Source organism: Streptomyces sp. NPDC030143 (assembly GCF_055573695.1).
In genome coordinates, this window is record NZ_JBVIAY010000007.1 from 220,764 (window position 1) to 233,356 (window position 12,593).

The window sequence follows — 12,593 nt, forward strand, 5'->3', positions numbered from 1 at the left end:
GACGAGATGATTGCTTCCGTCCTTGTGGCGAACCGCGGCGAGATCGCCTGCCGCGTCTTCCGCACCTGTGGTGAGTTGGGAATCCGAACGGTGGCCGTGCACTCGGACGCCGACGACGGAGCCCTCCACGCGCGCGTGGCCGACACGGCCGTACGCCTCCCGGGCGCGGCGCCCGCCGAGACCTACCTGCGCGGCGACCTGATCGTGAAGGCGGCCGTCACGGCGGGCGCGGACGCCGTGCACCCCGGCTACGGCTTCCTCTCCGAGAACGCCGACTTCGCGCGCGCGGTCCTCGACGCCGGCCTGGTGTGGATCGGGCCGGCGCCGGAGGCCATCAAGGCGATGGCGTCCAAGACGCGCGCGAAACGGCTCATGGGCCTCGAACCCCAGCGCCCCGAGGAGGTGACGGAGGCCGACCTGCCGGTCCTGGTGAAGGCCGCCGCGGGCGGCGGCGGGCGCGGCATGCGCATCGTGCGCCGCCTGGAGGAGCTGAGCGCCGCGGTGGAGGGCGCACGCGCCGAGGCCGCCGCCGCGTTCGGCGACGGCGAGGTCTTCGTCGAGCCCTACGTGGAGAACGGCCGCCACGTGGAGGTGCAGATCCTCGCCGACGCGCACGGCACGGTGTGGGCGCTCGGCACCCGCGACTGCTCCCTCCAGCGCCGCCACCAGAAGGTCGTCGAGGAGGCGCCGGCCCCCGCCCTGCCCGAGACCCTCACCGACGAACTGCGCACCCTGGCCGTACGCGCCGCCCGGGCCGTCTCGTACGTCGGCGCCGGGACCGTCGAGTTCCTCGTCGCCGACGGCCGGGCGCACTTCCTGGAGATGAACACCCGCCTCCAGGTCGAGCACCCGGTCACCGAGGCGGTCTTCGGCCTGGACCTGGTGGCGGAGCAGCTCCGCGTCGCCGAGGGCCACGCCCTCCCCGCCGAACCCCCGCGCGCGCGTGGACACGCCGTCGAGGCCCGCCTCTACGCCGAGGACCCGGCGGCCGGCTGGGCCCCGCAGACCGGCACCCTGCACCGTCTCGCCGTCCCCCCGGGCGTCCGCCTGGACACCGGCCACGGCGACGGCGACGACATCGGCGTCCACTACGACCCGATGCTCGCCAAGGTCGTCGCCCACGCACCCACCCGCGCCGAGGCGATCCGCAAGCTCGCCGGAGCGCTGGAACGGGCGACGATCCACGGCCCCCTCACCAACCGCGACCTCCTCGTCCGCTCCCTGCGCCACGAGGAGTTCACCTCCGCCCGCATGGACACGGGCTTCTACGACCGCCACCTCGCCGCCCTCACCGCACCGGCCCCCGACCCGCACGCCCCGCTCGCCGCCGCCCTCGCCGACGCCCACGGCCGCTCCCGCTTCGGCGGCTGGCGCAACCTGCCCTCCCAGCCGCAGACCAGGCGCTACGCGATGGCCGGCGAGGAACACGAGGTCCGCTACCACCACACGAGGAACGGCCCGGGCGCCGACGGAGTGCTCGTCGTCCACACCGACCCCCGCCTGGTGATCCTGGAAGTCGACGGCGTCCGCCGCCGCTACGAGGTCTCCCGCTACGGCGACGAGGTCCACGTCGGCTCCACCCGCCTCACCGCCCTGCCCCGCTTCCCCGCCCCCGAGGACCAGCGCGTCCCGGGCTCCCTGCTGGCACCCATGCCCGGCACGGTCGTCAAGCTCGCGGACGGTCTCGTCGCCGGATCGAGTGTCCGGGCGGGCGAACCGATCGTCTGGCTCGAAGCGATGAAGATGCAACACGTCATCACGGCACCGGTGACGGGGACGCTGACGGAACTGCCGGTGGCGACGGGCCGGCAGGTGCAGGTCGGCACCCTGCTGGCTGTGGTGCGAGAAGCCTAGCGGCGCGGGGCACCGCGCGATCGATCACACACGACCGCACGCGAAGGAGCCACAGTGACCACCCTCATCGAACCCGACGAACACAGAGCACTCCGGGCAGCGGTGTCCGACTTCGCCAGGAGCAACCAGGACTGTACGAACCGAGCCCTCTGGCACGCCGCCGCCGAACTCGGCTACATCGGCGTCAACCTCCCGGAGGCGTACGGCGGAGGCGGCGGCGGCATCACCGAACTCTCCCTGGTCCTCGAAGAACTCGGCGCCGCCGGCAACCCCCTCCTCATGATGATCGTCTCCCCGGCGATCTGCGGCACCGTGATCGCCCGCTACGGCACGGACGCCCAGAAACAGGAGTGGCTCCCCGCGCTGGCGGACGGCACCCGCCTCATGGCCTTCGGCATCACCGAACCCGACGCCGGCTCCAACAGCCACCGCATCATCACCACCGCCCGCCGCGACGGCACGGACTGGCTGCTCACCGGCCGCAAGGTGTTCGTCTCCGGCGTGGACATCGCGGACGCCACCCTCGTCGTGGGCCGCACCGGGACCGCGCCCGGCTCGGAGGGCCGCGCCGGCAACCTCAAGCCCTGCCTGTTCATCGTCCCGCGCGACGCGCCAGGCTTCTCCCGCCGCCGCATCGACATGGAACTGTCCGGCGAGGAGAAGCAGTTCGAGCTGGTCCTGGACGACGTCCGGCTGCCCGCCGACGCCCTCGTCGGCGGGGGAGAGGACGCCGGCCTGCTCCAGCTCTTCGCCGGACTCAACCCCGAGCGGATCATGACGGCCGCCTTCGCGATCGGCATGGGCCGCCACGCCCTCGCCAAAGCCGTCGCGTACGCCCGCGACCGCACCGTCTGGAAGACCCCCATCGGCGCCCACCAGGCCATCGCCCACCCCCTCGCCCAGGCGCACATCGACCTCGAACTGGCCCGCCTGATGACGCAGAAGGCGGCCCACCTCTACGACGCGGGCGACGACGCCGGTGCGGGCGAGGCCGCCAACATGGCGAAGTACGCGGCCGGAGAGGCATGCGTGAAGGCGGTCGACCAGGCCGTGCACACCCTCGGCGGCAACGGCCTCACACGCGAGTTCGGCCTCGCCCGGCTGATCACGGCGGCGCGCGTGGCTCGTATCGCGCCGGTGAGCCGGGAGATGATCCTCAACTACGTCTCTCACCAGACACTCGGCCTGCCCAAGTCGTACTGAGCCCCGAGAGGCACCCAGGGGTGCCAGGCGCGAGGAGGAACCGTGTTCCGCAGCGAGTACGCAGACGTCCCGCCCGTAGAACTCCCCATCCACGACGCCGTTCTGGGCCGCGCCGCCGAGTTCGGCGACCGGCCGGCCCTCGTCGACGGCACCGACGGCACCACCCTCACCTGCGAACAGGCCGACCGGTTCCACCGGCGGATCGCCGCCGCCCGCGCCGAGGCCGGCGTCCGCAAGGGCGACGTGCCGGCCCTGCACAGCCCCCACACCGTCGCCTTCCCGCTCGCCTTCTACGCCGCCACCCGCGCGGGCACCCGCGCCGCCACCCGCGCGGGCGCCACCGTCACCACCGCGCACCCGCGCGCCACGGCGGAGGAGTTCGCCGAACACCTCGCCGACGCCGAGGCCCGCCGGATCGTCACCGTCTCGCCCCTGCCGGAGACGGCCCGCCGGGCCACCGAACCCGTCGGCGCCGTCCAGGACATCTACGTCACCTTCATCGCCGCCATCCGCGCCGCCTCCGGCGAGATCCTTCGCCGACAGCTCCGGGACCGCCCGTGACCGCACTCGTCGGCCGCACCCGCACGCGCGGCGTCGAGACGCTCAGCCTCGACTCGCCCGCCACCCGCAACGCCCTGTCGGCGGCCCTCGTCGCGGAACTCGCCGACGCGCTCACCGACTGCGCCGCGGACCCCGACGTCCGCGCCGTCCTCCTCACCCACACCGGCACCACCTTCTGCGCCGGCGCCGATCTGCGCGACCCGCCCGCCCCGGACGGCTTCGTCGCCCTGCTCCGGCAGGTCGTCGCCCTGCCCAAGCCCGTCGTCGCCCGCGTCGACGGACACGTCCGGGCCGGCGGCCTCGGTCTCCTCGGCGCCTGCGACATCGCCGCCGCCGCCGCCACGTCCACCTTCGCGTTCACCGAGGTCCGCATCGGCGTCGCCCCCGCCGTCATCTCCCTCACCCTGCTCCCGCGCACCGACCCCCGCACCCTCGCCCGCCACTGCCTCACCGGCGAGCGCTTCGACGCCCCCGAAGCGGCCAGCCTCGGCCTGCTCACCGCCTGCGGCGACGACGTCGACACCGTCCTCGCCCCCGTCCTGGACGGCCTGCGCAGAGCCGCACCCGACGCCCTGGCCGAGACGAAACGGCTGCTCACGGCTAGGGTGCTGGAGACCTTCGACCGGGACGCGGCCGACCTCACCGCGCTCTCGGCCCGGCTGTTCTCCTCCCCGCCCGCACGCGAGGGAATGACGGCCTTCCTCGAACGACGGGATCCCGCATGGGTGCTGTGACCACGGCCGACCGTGTTCCGGGCGACCGCGCCCCCAAGCAGGACCGCAGCCGGGCCACCCGGCAGCGGCTCCTGGAAGCCGCCGTGGCCTGCCTCGCCGAACACGGCTGGGCCGGCTCCACGGTCTCCGTCGTCGCCGAACGCGCCGGCGTCTCCCGGGGCGCAGCCCAGCACCACTTCCCCACCCGCGAGGACCTCTTCACCGCCGCCGTCGAGTACGTCGCCGAGGAACGCTCCGTCGCCCTGCGCGCCCTGTTCCCGCAGGGCGCGGCCGGCGACCGCCGGGCCGTCGTGGCGGCCCTCGTCGACCTCTACACCGGCCCCCTCTTCCGCGCCGCCCTCCACCTGTGGGTGGCCGCCTCCGACGAGGAACAGCTCCGTCCCCGCGTGACCGAGCTGGAGGCCCGCGTCGGCCGCGAGACCCACCGCATCGCCGTGGAACTCCTCGGCGCCGACGAGTCCCGCCCCGGCACCCGCGAAACCGTCCAGGGCCTGCTCGACATGGCCCGCGGCCTCGGCCTCGCCAACCTCCTCACCGACGACGGCCCCCGCCGCGAGCGGGTGGTCGCCCAGTGGGCGGCCCTGCTGGACGAAGCGCTGGACTGACCAACCCGGCGGACTCCGGCGCCGACCGGCCTGAACGGGCTCCGGGCCGGCTCCGGGCATGCTCCGGCTGACTCTGAGCGGGCTCCGGGGATACTCCCGGGCCGACTGGCTCTGAGCGGGCTCCGGGCGGGCTCCAGGACGTCCACGGCCGGCGCAGGGCGGAAACGGGCCGGCTCCGGGCGCCGGACCGGCCTCAGCCGTCTCCGGACCCCGGCTCCGAGCGGGCCCAAGCCCCAGGCTCCGGGCGGCCCAAGCCCCAGGCTCCGGGCGGGCCCAAGCCCCCGGCCCCGGGCTCCCGGCTCCGAGCGGCCCCGCCGACTCCGGGCGGGCCCCAGCCCCCGGCTCCGGGCGGGCGGAACCTCACGGAGCGAGCCGCTCCACCCTCCAGGCGCCGTCCGCCACGGCGACGTACCGCAGCCGGTCGTGCAGGCGGTTCTCCCGCCCCTGCCAGAACTCCACCGACCGCGGCGCCACCCGGAAACCACCCCAGTGCGGCGGCACCGGCACCTGCTCACCCTCCGGATAGCGGGCCGCCAGCTCGGCGTACGAGGTGTCCAGGTCCGCGCGGCCCCCGACGACCGACGACTGCGCGCTGGCCCACGCACCCAGCTGGGAGCCGTGCGGCCGGGTCCGGAAGTACGCCGCCGTCTCGTCCCGTCCGGTCCGCCGGGCCACGCCCTGCACGATCACCTGCCGGGCCATCGGATGCCAGGGGAACAGCAGGGCGACGTGCGGATTCTCCGCGAGGTCGCGCGCCTTGCGGGAGTCGTAGTTGGTGTAGAAGACGAAACCCTGCTCGTCGAAGTGCTTCAACAGCACCGTGCGCACGCTCGGCCGGCCCTCGGCGTCCGCCGTGGAGACGACCATGGCGTTCGGCTCGAACAGGTGGGCCTCCGCCGCCGCCTGCTTGAACCAGCGCGCGAACTGCTCCACGGGCGTCGCGGCCAGCCCGGACTCGGTGAGGCCCTCGGCCCGGTACTGCCGGCGCATCGAGGCGGGATCGGGGGAGACGGCGTCTGCGTCGGTCACGCCGTCATCTTGCCGCACCGACCATCCGCGCACGGACGACCCCCGCACAGCGCCGCCACCCGGACGCACCACCCCGGACCCACCACCCCGACCCACCGCCGGGCAGTGGCACTGAGTGCCGCGAACTCTCCCCAAACATGGCACCCGGGGATTATGGTGCTGGGACCCGGGGTGACCGCCGGCCGCACGGGGCATCACACGGGTGACCGCCCACGACCGCGAGTCCCCGCACGGCGACGTGCACAGGACCGCGGATCCGCCGGCGCCATCTGTCGCACACATCACGAGGAGCCGCCTGATGTCCGACTTCGTACCCGGACTCGAAGGAGTCGTCGCGTTCGAGACGGAGATCGCCGAACCGGACAAGGAGGGCGGCGCCCTGCGCTACCGGGGCGTCGACATCGAGGACCTGGTCGGCCACGTCTCCTTCGGCAACGTCTGGGGACTGCTCGTCGACGGAGCATTCAACCCCGGACTGCCGCCCGCCGAGCCGTTCCCCATCCCCGTCCACTCCGGCGACATCCGCGTCGACGTCCAGTCCGCCCTCGCCATGCTCGCCCCCGTCTGGGGCCTCAAGCCCCTCCTCGACATCGACGCCGGTCAGGCCCGCGAGGACCTCGCACGCGCCGCCGTCATGGCTCTGTCCTACGTCGCCCAGTCCGCGCGCGGCCAGGGCCGGCCCATGGTCCCGCAGAGCGAGATCGACAAGGCCCAGTCCGTCGTCGAACGCTTCATGATCCGCTGGCGCGGCGAGCCCGACCCCAAGCATGTCGCCGCCGTCGACGCCTACTGGACCTCCGCCGCCGAACACGGCATGAACGCCTCCACCTTCACCGCCCGCGTGATCGCCTCCACCGGCGCGGACGTCGCCGCCGCCCTCTCCGGGGCCGTCGGCGCCATGTCCGGTCCCCTGCACGGCGGTGCCCCCTCCCGCGTCCTCGGCATGATCGAGGAGATCGAACGCACCGGCGACGCCGAGGCCTACGTCAAGCACGCCCTCGACCGGGGCGAACGCCTCATGGGCTTCGGCCACCGCGTCTACCGTGCCGAGGACCCCCGCGCCCGCGTCCTGCGCCGCACAGCCCGCGAGCTGGGCGCCCCCCGCTTCGAGGTCGCCGAAGCCCTGGAGAAGGCCGCCCTCGAAGAACTCCACAACCGCCGCCCCGACCGCGTCCTCGCGACGAACGTCGAGTTCTGGGCGGCCATCGTCCTCGACTTCGCCGAGGTCCCCGCCCACATGTTCACCTCGATGTTCACCTGCGCCCGCACCGCCGGCTGGTCCGCGCACATCCTCGAACAGAAGCGCACCGGCCGCCTGGTCCGGCCCTCCGCCCGCTACACCGGCCCCGGCTCGCGCAGCCCCCGCGAGATCGAGGGGTACACCGACATCGCCCACTGAACCGGGCCCTGGGGCGTCACGGGGGGGCCGAGCGACTCCGCGTGACGCCGCCCGGCTCCAGGGGGACGGGCCCGCGGCCCGTCCCCCTGAGGCGAACGAACCCCAAGCGGTGCGCGGCGGCCCGGCGACTCTCCGGGCAGGCCCTCATGCGAGCGGGTGAGGAGTCAGCGACTCCCTGGCCATGCGCACGTTGGGCAGCCTGCCGCGCCACAGCTCGCGCTCACCCGTGAGCCGGAACCCGTGGCGCTCGTAGAACCGCACGGCTCCCTCGTTGTACTCCGTCACCCACAGGCGCATCGGGGCGCCACCCGCCCAGGCGTCGAACTCGCTCATCAGCCGACCGCCGACACCCTGACCCCGGGCCTCGTCCAGCAGGTACATCGGCCCCAGACCGACGACCTCGTCCCGACGACCGCAGAGAACTCCGACGAGCTCCGCCCCGGACCGGACGATGCGGCAGAACGACAGCTCCGGGTGACGTGCCGCCTCCTCGATGAACTCCCGCCACCCGGCGACACCCTCCGTGGTGACGACGGACCCCCGGTGCTCGAGGATCCACGCCTCATCGACACCGGCGTCGTCGTTCGGATACGTCTGGAGCCAGGCCCTGAGCAGCATGCGGGCCACAGAAGCGGCGTCGGCGGGATCGGGCACGTCGATCTGGAGAGCCATGCGGTCATTCTCGGGTCATTGCCGGATCCCCGGGTCCCCGGATCACCGCACCTGCCGAGGGGGGAGGGAACGCAGACGACCCGCGAGCCTGGTCCTCCGGAGGAGGGGCCGGCCGGACGTACCGGCGACTCGCGGGTCGGGTGACTGCTTGGGATTGGGCCGGCTGCACGCGACGTTCACGCGCTGGTCCGGCACCGCACTGGGTGTGGTGGCGAGCCGCTAGCCCGCAGTCACCTCACGCGTCCGGTTCTCATACATCTGCCGAACCACCTCCCTTCTCGTGTGCTCGACACCTTAAGAACCGTTCCGCCGCCCGATCAACCCTTTTTCGGCAACGAGCCGCGCGACCCTCGCCGGCAGGTGTCTCACCGGCGGGTCCTCGCCGCTCGTGGACCGCGATCGAGCTGTACGCGCAGCGGCCCGAAACGCGTTGACGCGCGCGGGGGCGCGCGGTTCCCTGGCGTCGTGACGACGGATCTTCGGACAGCGCCCGTGGTGGGCGAGACGATGCTCGAGCAGTGGCGGCACGTGCACAACACGATCGTGCCGCCGGCGGCGATGTCCCTCGACGAGGTACGCGCGCGTGCGGCGCGCCACCACCTGGTGAACGCCTACGTCGGAGACGTCCTGGTCGGCTGCTCGACGGTGCGGCCCCCTGCGGGCGAGGAAGGCGTGGCGACGGTCATCGCGCGCGTCCTGCCCGAGCACCGGGGCCGCGGTCACGGCACCGTCCTGTACGACCGCGGTCTCGCCCACGCGCGCGTGCTGGGTGCGCGGGCGGTCGAGACGTGCGTGCTGGCGGTGAACGAGGAGGGGCTGCGGTTCGCGCGGGCGCGGGGCTTCGTCGAGACGGAGCGCTATGTGCTGGACGGCGAGAGCGACGTGTGGGTCGACCTGCGGCTCGGCGCCGTGTGACGCACGTCGTCGGCCGTACAACGATTCCTCTGCAATCTTGCGGGAACCCTATGTGGGCTGTGTCACGTTCGAGTTGAATGAAGGGCAAGTGAGCGAACCTGCAGGGGGTCCAGGTGAGTGCTTCCCGGCGTAGAGGGACCACCGACGAGCTGGGGCCGGACGAGCCGGAGCGGTCCGGCGGCCCGGCCGGCCCGGACGCCCCGCCGGCCCCGATGGGGCCGGACGGTGCCGATCTGCTCGCGGCGCTGCTCGACGGCATGGACGCGGCGCTGTGCGCCTTCGACGCCGACGGTGTCGTCACCCACTGGAACCGTGAGGCCGAGCGGATCCTCGGCTGGAGCGCGGCCGAGGCGGTCGGCCGGCAGGGTTTCGCCGGGTGGGCGGTGCGCGAGGCGGACGCCGTGGAGGTCGAGGGCCGGCTGATGTCGGCGATGCACGCGCCGGGCCGGCAGGTGCACGAGTTCGCGCTGCTGACGAAGGACGGCGGCCGGGTCCTGGTGCGCACCCAGTCGGCGGCGGTCCGCGGTCCCGACGGCAAGCCGGCCGGCCTGTACTGCGCGTTCAGCGAGGTGCACGCCCAGATCGACCTGGAGCGGTCGATAGCGCTGAGCGAGGCCCTGTTCGAGGACGCGTCCTGGGGTGTCGTCCTGGTCGACGCGGACCTGCGTCCGGCGGTGGTCAACGCGCACGCGGCCCGTGCGCTCGGCACCGGCCGCACGGCCGTCCTGGGCCGCCCGCTGGGGGAGCTGCTCACCCGGGGCGTGGAGGAGCTGGAGAACGCCCTCACGCACGTCCTCGCCGAGGGCGCACCGCCCGCTCCCGCGGAGATGTGGGTGGGGGTGCGCACCCCTGAGGGCGAGAAGCGGCGCTGCTGGCGCAGCGGTTTCCTGCGGTTGGCCTCGCCGCTGGCGGAGGAGCCGGTGCCGCTGGGGGTGGGCTGGCTGTTCCAGGACGTCACCGACGCCAAGCGGGGCGAGCAGGAGGCCTCCTTGCTGCGGTTCCGCGCCAACCAGCTGCACCGGGCGGCCCGGGCGGCCGCCGAGTGCGAGGACCCGGCCGAGGCGGCGACCGTGCACCTGGACTTCGCGCTCGCCGGGTTCGCCGACCATGCCGTGATCGACCGTGTCGCGGGCGCCCCGTCCGCCGACGGCGACACGGACGTGGTGCCGCGGCTGGTGCGGATCGCGGCGACCCCGTCGGGCGGGCCCGGTCCCAGCGCGCTCACCGGTCACGCGGGGCTGCCGGTGCGGTACGCGGAGGGGCACCCGGCGCTCCAGTGCGTCTCCCGGGCCGGTTCGGTGCGCGCCTCCGCCGGCACGATGGCGGCGGACCGGGCCCGTGAGTGGGCCCGTGCGCGCCAGTGGCCGGAGGACACGGTGCACGCGCTGTGCGCGGTGCTGCGCAGCCGGGGCCGCACGCTGGGCGTGGTGACGTTCCTGCGCGGCGGCGGCCGCAGCGCGTTCGAACGCTCCGACGCGACCTACGCCGAGGACGTCGCCGTCCGGATGGCGACAAGTCTGGACCTCGCCGCCCTGGCGGGGCGCGGCGAGGGCGCCTGAGGGCGGACCCGGGCACGCGGTCGCGGACCGTGCGGAAGACGGCGTACGGATCACGGTCCGCACAGGGCGGAACCGTCCGAGGATGAGCTGAGCGGGCCGGCGTCCGAGGGCGTGCGGGACGGCGTCCGAGGGCGCGCGGCGGGCGGTTCAGGACCGGTAGAAGATCCGGTCCCGGTACTCCTCCAAGATCCGCGCGTTCCACTCGTGACCGCCGTCTACGTTGCCGGAGCGCAGCAGGGGCGGTTCGACGCCGCGGTCGGCGAGCGAGGCGGCCGCGGTGGCCATGACGGCCTGGAGCAGGGCGGTGGTGACGACCGTGGAGGCGGGCGCGAAGGGCGCCGGGACGGTGTCGAGGGTCAGCTCGGCGTCACCGACCGCGATCTTCGAGTCCAGGACGAGGTCGCAGTGGTCCTTGAGGAACGTCCCGGAGGAGTGCCGGGACGTCGTCTGCGCGGCGTACGCCACCGAGGTCACGCCGATGACCTTGACGCCGAGGGTGCGGGCGTGCAGGGCCATCTCGACGGGGAGCGCGTTGCGGCCCGAGAGCGAGACGATCACGAGGGCGTCGCCGGCGCGGACCGGGGAGGTGTCCAGGACGGCGCTCGCCAGACCGTCGACGCACTCCAGCGCGGAGCCGAGGGTGGCCGGGGTGACGTCGACGCCGACGACGCCGGGCACGGCGAGCAGGTTCATCAGGGCCAGTCCGCCGGCCCGGTAGACGACGTCCTGCGCGGCCAGCGAGGAGTGTCCGGCGCCGAAGGCGAAGAGGCGTCCGCCCTCGGCCACCGTGTCGGCGAGCAGGGTGCCCGCGGCCTCGACGGCGGCCGCCTCCTCGTCGCGGACCCGGTGCAGCAGGCCGATCGCGGCGTCGAAGAACCGGCCGGCGGGCGTGCGGTCGCTCATCCGAAGGGTCCCCTTGCCGTATCAGGTGTCCGTGTCGCGGATCACCGTGCGGTCTGGACCAGAGCGCTGTCAATACGGCGCCGGGGGCGGCGCGGCGGTCGGGCCACCGTCCCGTTTCCGCGGCGCGGCACGCTTGTCAGTGGTATCCGGCAGAATTGAAGCCAGGGCCAGCGCACGCGCCGGAGAGCCGTCCAGCCTTCGGCACATCTCATCGAGGGGCACGTATGTCCGGACTGATCGACACCACGGAGATGTATCTCCGCACCATCCTCGAGCTGGAGGAGGAAGGTGTGGTCCCCATGCGCGCCCGGATCGCCGAGCGGCTCGACCAGAGCGGGCCGACGGTCAGCCAGACGGTCGCGCGCATGGAGCGCGACGGCCTGGTCTCTGTGGCCAGCGACCGGCACCTGGAGCTCACCGACGAGGGCCGCCGGCTGGCGACGCGCGTGATGCGCAAGCACCGCCTGGCCGAGTGTCTCCTGGTCGACGTGATCGGCCTGGAGTGGGAGCAGGTGCACGCCGAGGCATGCCGCTGGGAACACGTGATGAGCGAGGCCGTCGAGCGTCGTGTGCTGGAGCTGCTGCGCCACCCCACCGAGTCCCCGTACGGCAACCCGATCCCGGGTCTGGAGGAGCTGGGCGAGAAGGACGGCGCCGACCCGTTCCTTGACGAGGGCATGGTCTCCCTGGCCGAGCTCGCCCCGGGCCCGGAGGGCAAGACGGTCGTCGTCCGCCGTATCGGCGAGCCGATCCAGACGGACGCGCAGCTGATGTACACGCTGCGCCGCGCGGGCGTGCAGCCCGGTTCGGTGGTGAGCGTGACGGAGTCGGCCGGTGGGGTGCTGGTGGGCAGCGGCGGCGAGGCGGCCGAGCTGGCGGCGGACGTGGCGTCCCATGTGTTCGTCGCCAAGCGCTGAGGCCGGCTCCGCCCCGTCCTCCCGTGCGCCGCGGCCGCCCCATCACTGACCTGAGCATTGTTCAACTCCTGGGGACCCCGGGGCGCTTGGGGTGATCGGCGATCTCGTCGAATCGTGGATTCCCTGCGTCGAATCGCAGCGCTGAGGCGCTCGGCGTGCCACGCTGTCGCGTGAGGCATATGACCTGAGGGGGGCGGGATGATGTGCCGCAGACGAGGGGAAGGCCCCGGTGCCGTAAGGCA

11 protein-coding genes and 1 pseudogene are annotated in these 12,593 nt (G+C 73.8%); 9 read left to right on the forward strand and 3 right to left on the reverse strand.

Going from position 1 to position 12,593, the window contains the following annotated elements:
• The first annotated feature begins 6 nt into the window (after window positions 1-6).
• The 5 genes and pseudogenes from ACZ4YY_RS15345 to ACZ4YY_RS15365 all read left to right on the forward strand — a co-directional run bounded on the left by ACZ4YY_RS15345 (window position 7) and on the right by ACZ4YY_RS15365 (window position 4,957).
• Window positions 7-1,854 (forward strand): acetyl/propionyl/methylcrotonyl-CoA carboxylase subunit alpha, encoded by a 1,848-nt coding sequence (locus ACZ4YY_RS15345; RefSeq protein WP_468289150.1) that lies wholly within the window; start codon window positions 7-9, stop codon window positions 1,852-1,854.
• A gap of 54 nt (window positions 1,855-1,908) precedes the next feature.
• On the forward strand, window positions 1,909-3,057 hold the full coding sequence (locus ACZ4YY_RS15350; protein ID WP_468289153.1) for an acyl-CoA dehydrogenase family protein: 1,149 nt from the start codon (window positions 1,909-1,911) through the stop codon (window positions 3,055-3,057).
• A gap of 42 nt (window positions 3,058-3,099) precedes the next feature.
• Window positions 3,100-3,549, forward strand: a pseudogene (locus ACZ4YY_RS15355) (AMP-binding protein); the annotation flags it as partial.
• A 65-nt stretch (window positions 3,550-3,614) separates the two neighbouring features.
• Window positions 3,615-4,352, forward strand: a complete 738-nt coding sequence (locus ACZ4YY_RS15360; protein WP_468289156.1) for an enoyl-CoA hydratase family protein — start codon at window positions 3,615-3,617, stop codon at window positions 4,350-4,352.
• The gene (locus ACZ4YY_RS15365; RefSeq protein ID WP_468289159.1) at window positions 4,340-4,957 is read left to right on the forward strand and encodes a TetR/AcrR family transcriptional regulator; all 618 of its coding nucleotides are present in this window, start codon (window positions 4,340-4,342) and stop codon (window positions 4,955-4,957) included. Before ACZ4YY_RS15360 ends, ACZ4YY_RS15365 begins: the two co-directional genes overlap by 13 nt.
• A 360-nt stretch (window positions 4,958-5,317) precedes the next feature.
• Here ACZ4YY_RS15365 and pdxH read toward each other — a convergent pair whose 3' ends face one another.
• Complete coding sequence (gene pdxH, locus ACZ4YY_RS15370) at window positions 5,318-5,986, reverse strand: pyridoxamine 5'-phosphate oxidase (RefSeq protein WP_468289162.1); 669 nt, start codon at window positions 5,984-5,986, stop codon at window positions 5,318-5,320.
• A 298-nt stretch (window positions 5,987-6,284) separates the two neighbouring features.
• On the opposite strand from pdxH, the gene ACZ4YY_RS15375 reads away from it, so the two are divergent.
• The gene (locus ACZ4YY_RS15375; protein ID WP_468289165.1) at window positions 6,285-7,385 is read left to right on the forward strand and encodes a citrate synthase 2; all 1,101 of its coding nucleotides are present in this window, start codon (window positions 6,285-6,287) and stop codon (window positions 7,383-7,385) included.
• 144 nt (window positions 7,386-7,529) lie between these two features.
• Here the strand turns inward: ACZ4YY_RS15375 and ACZ4YY_RS15380 are convergent, their stop codons facing one another.
• Window positions 7,530-8,057: a GNAT family N-acetyltransferase gene (locus ACZ4YY_RS15380; protein ID WP_468289168.1), complete on the reverse strand. Its 528-nt coding sequence runs from the start codon at window positions 8,055-8,057 to the stop codon at window positions 7,530-7,532.
• 507 nt (window positions 8,058-8,564) lie between these two features.
• Between ACZ4YY_RS15380 and ACZ4YY_RS15385 the strand changes: the two genes are divergently transcribed.
• Together ACZ4YY_RS15385 and ACZ4YY_RS15390 are read left to right on the forward strand one after the other, a co-directional pair.
• Complete coding sequence (locus ACZ4YY_RS15385) at window positions 8,565-8,972, forward strand: GNAT family N-acetyltransferase (RefSeq protein ID WP_468289470.1); 408 nt, start codon at window positions 8,565-8,567, stop codon at window positions 8,970-8,972.
• Window positions 8,973-9,085: 113 nt separating this feature from the next.
• Window positions 9,086-10,531: a PAS domain-containing protein gene (locus ACZ4YY_RS15390; RefSeq protein ID WP_468289171.1), complete on the forward strand. Its 1,446-nt coding sequence runs from the start codon at window positions 9,086-9,088 to the stop codon at window positions 10,529-10,531.
• A 147-nt stretch (window positions 10,532-10,678) separates the two neighbouring features.
• Here the strand turns inward: ACZ4YY_RS15390 and ACZ4YY_RS15395 are convergent, their stop codons facing one another.
• The gene (locus ACZ4YY_RS15395; RefSeq protein WP_468289174.1) at window positions 10,679-11,434 is read right to left on the reverse strand and encodes an SIS domain-containing protein; all 756 of its coding nucleotides are present in this window, start codon (window positions 11,432-11,434) and stop codon (window positions 10,679-10,681) included.
• Between the two features lie 224 nt (window positions 11,435-11,658).
• Between ACZ4YY_RS15395 and ACZ4YY_RS15400 the strand changes: the two genes are divergently transcribed.
• Window positions 11,659-12,351: a metal-dependent transcriptional regulator gene (locus ACZ4YY_RS15400; protein WP_468289177.1), complete on the forward strand. Its 693-nt coding sequence runs from the start codon at window positions 11,659-11,661 to the stop codon at window positions 12,349-12,351.
• The last annotated feature ends 242 nt before the right edge of the window (window positions 12,352-12,593 follow it).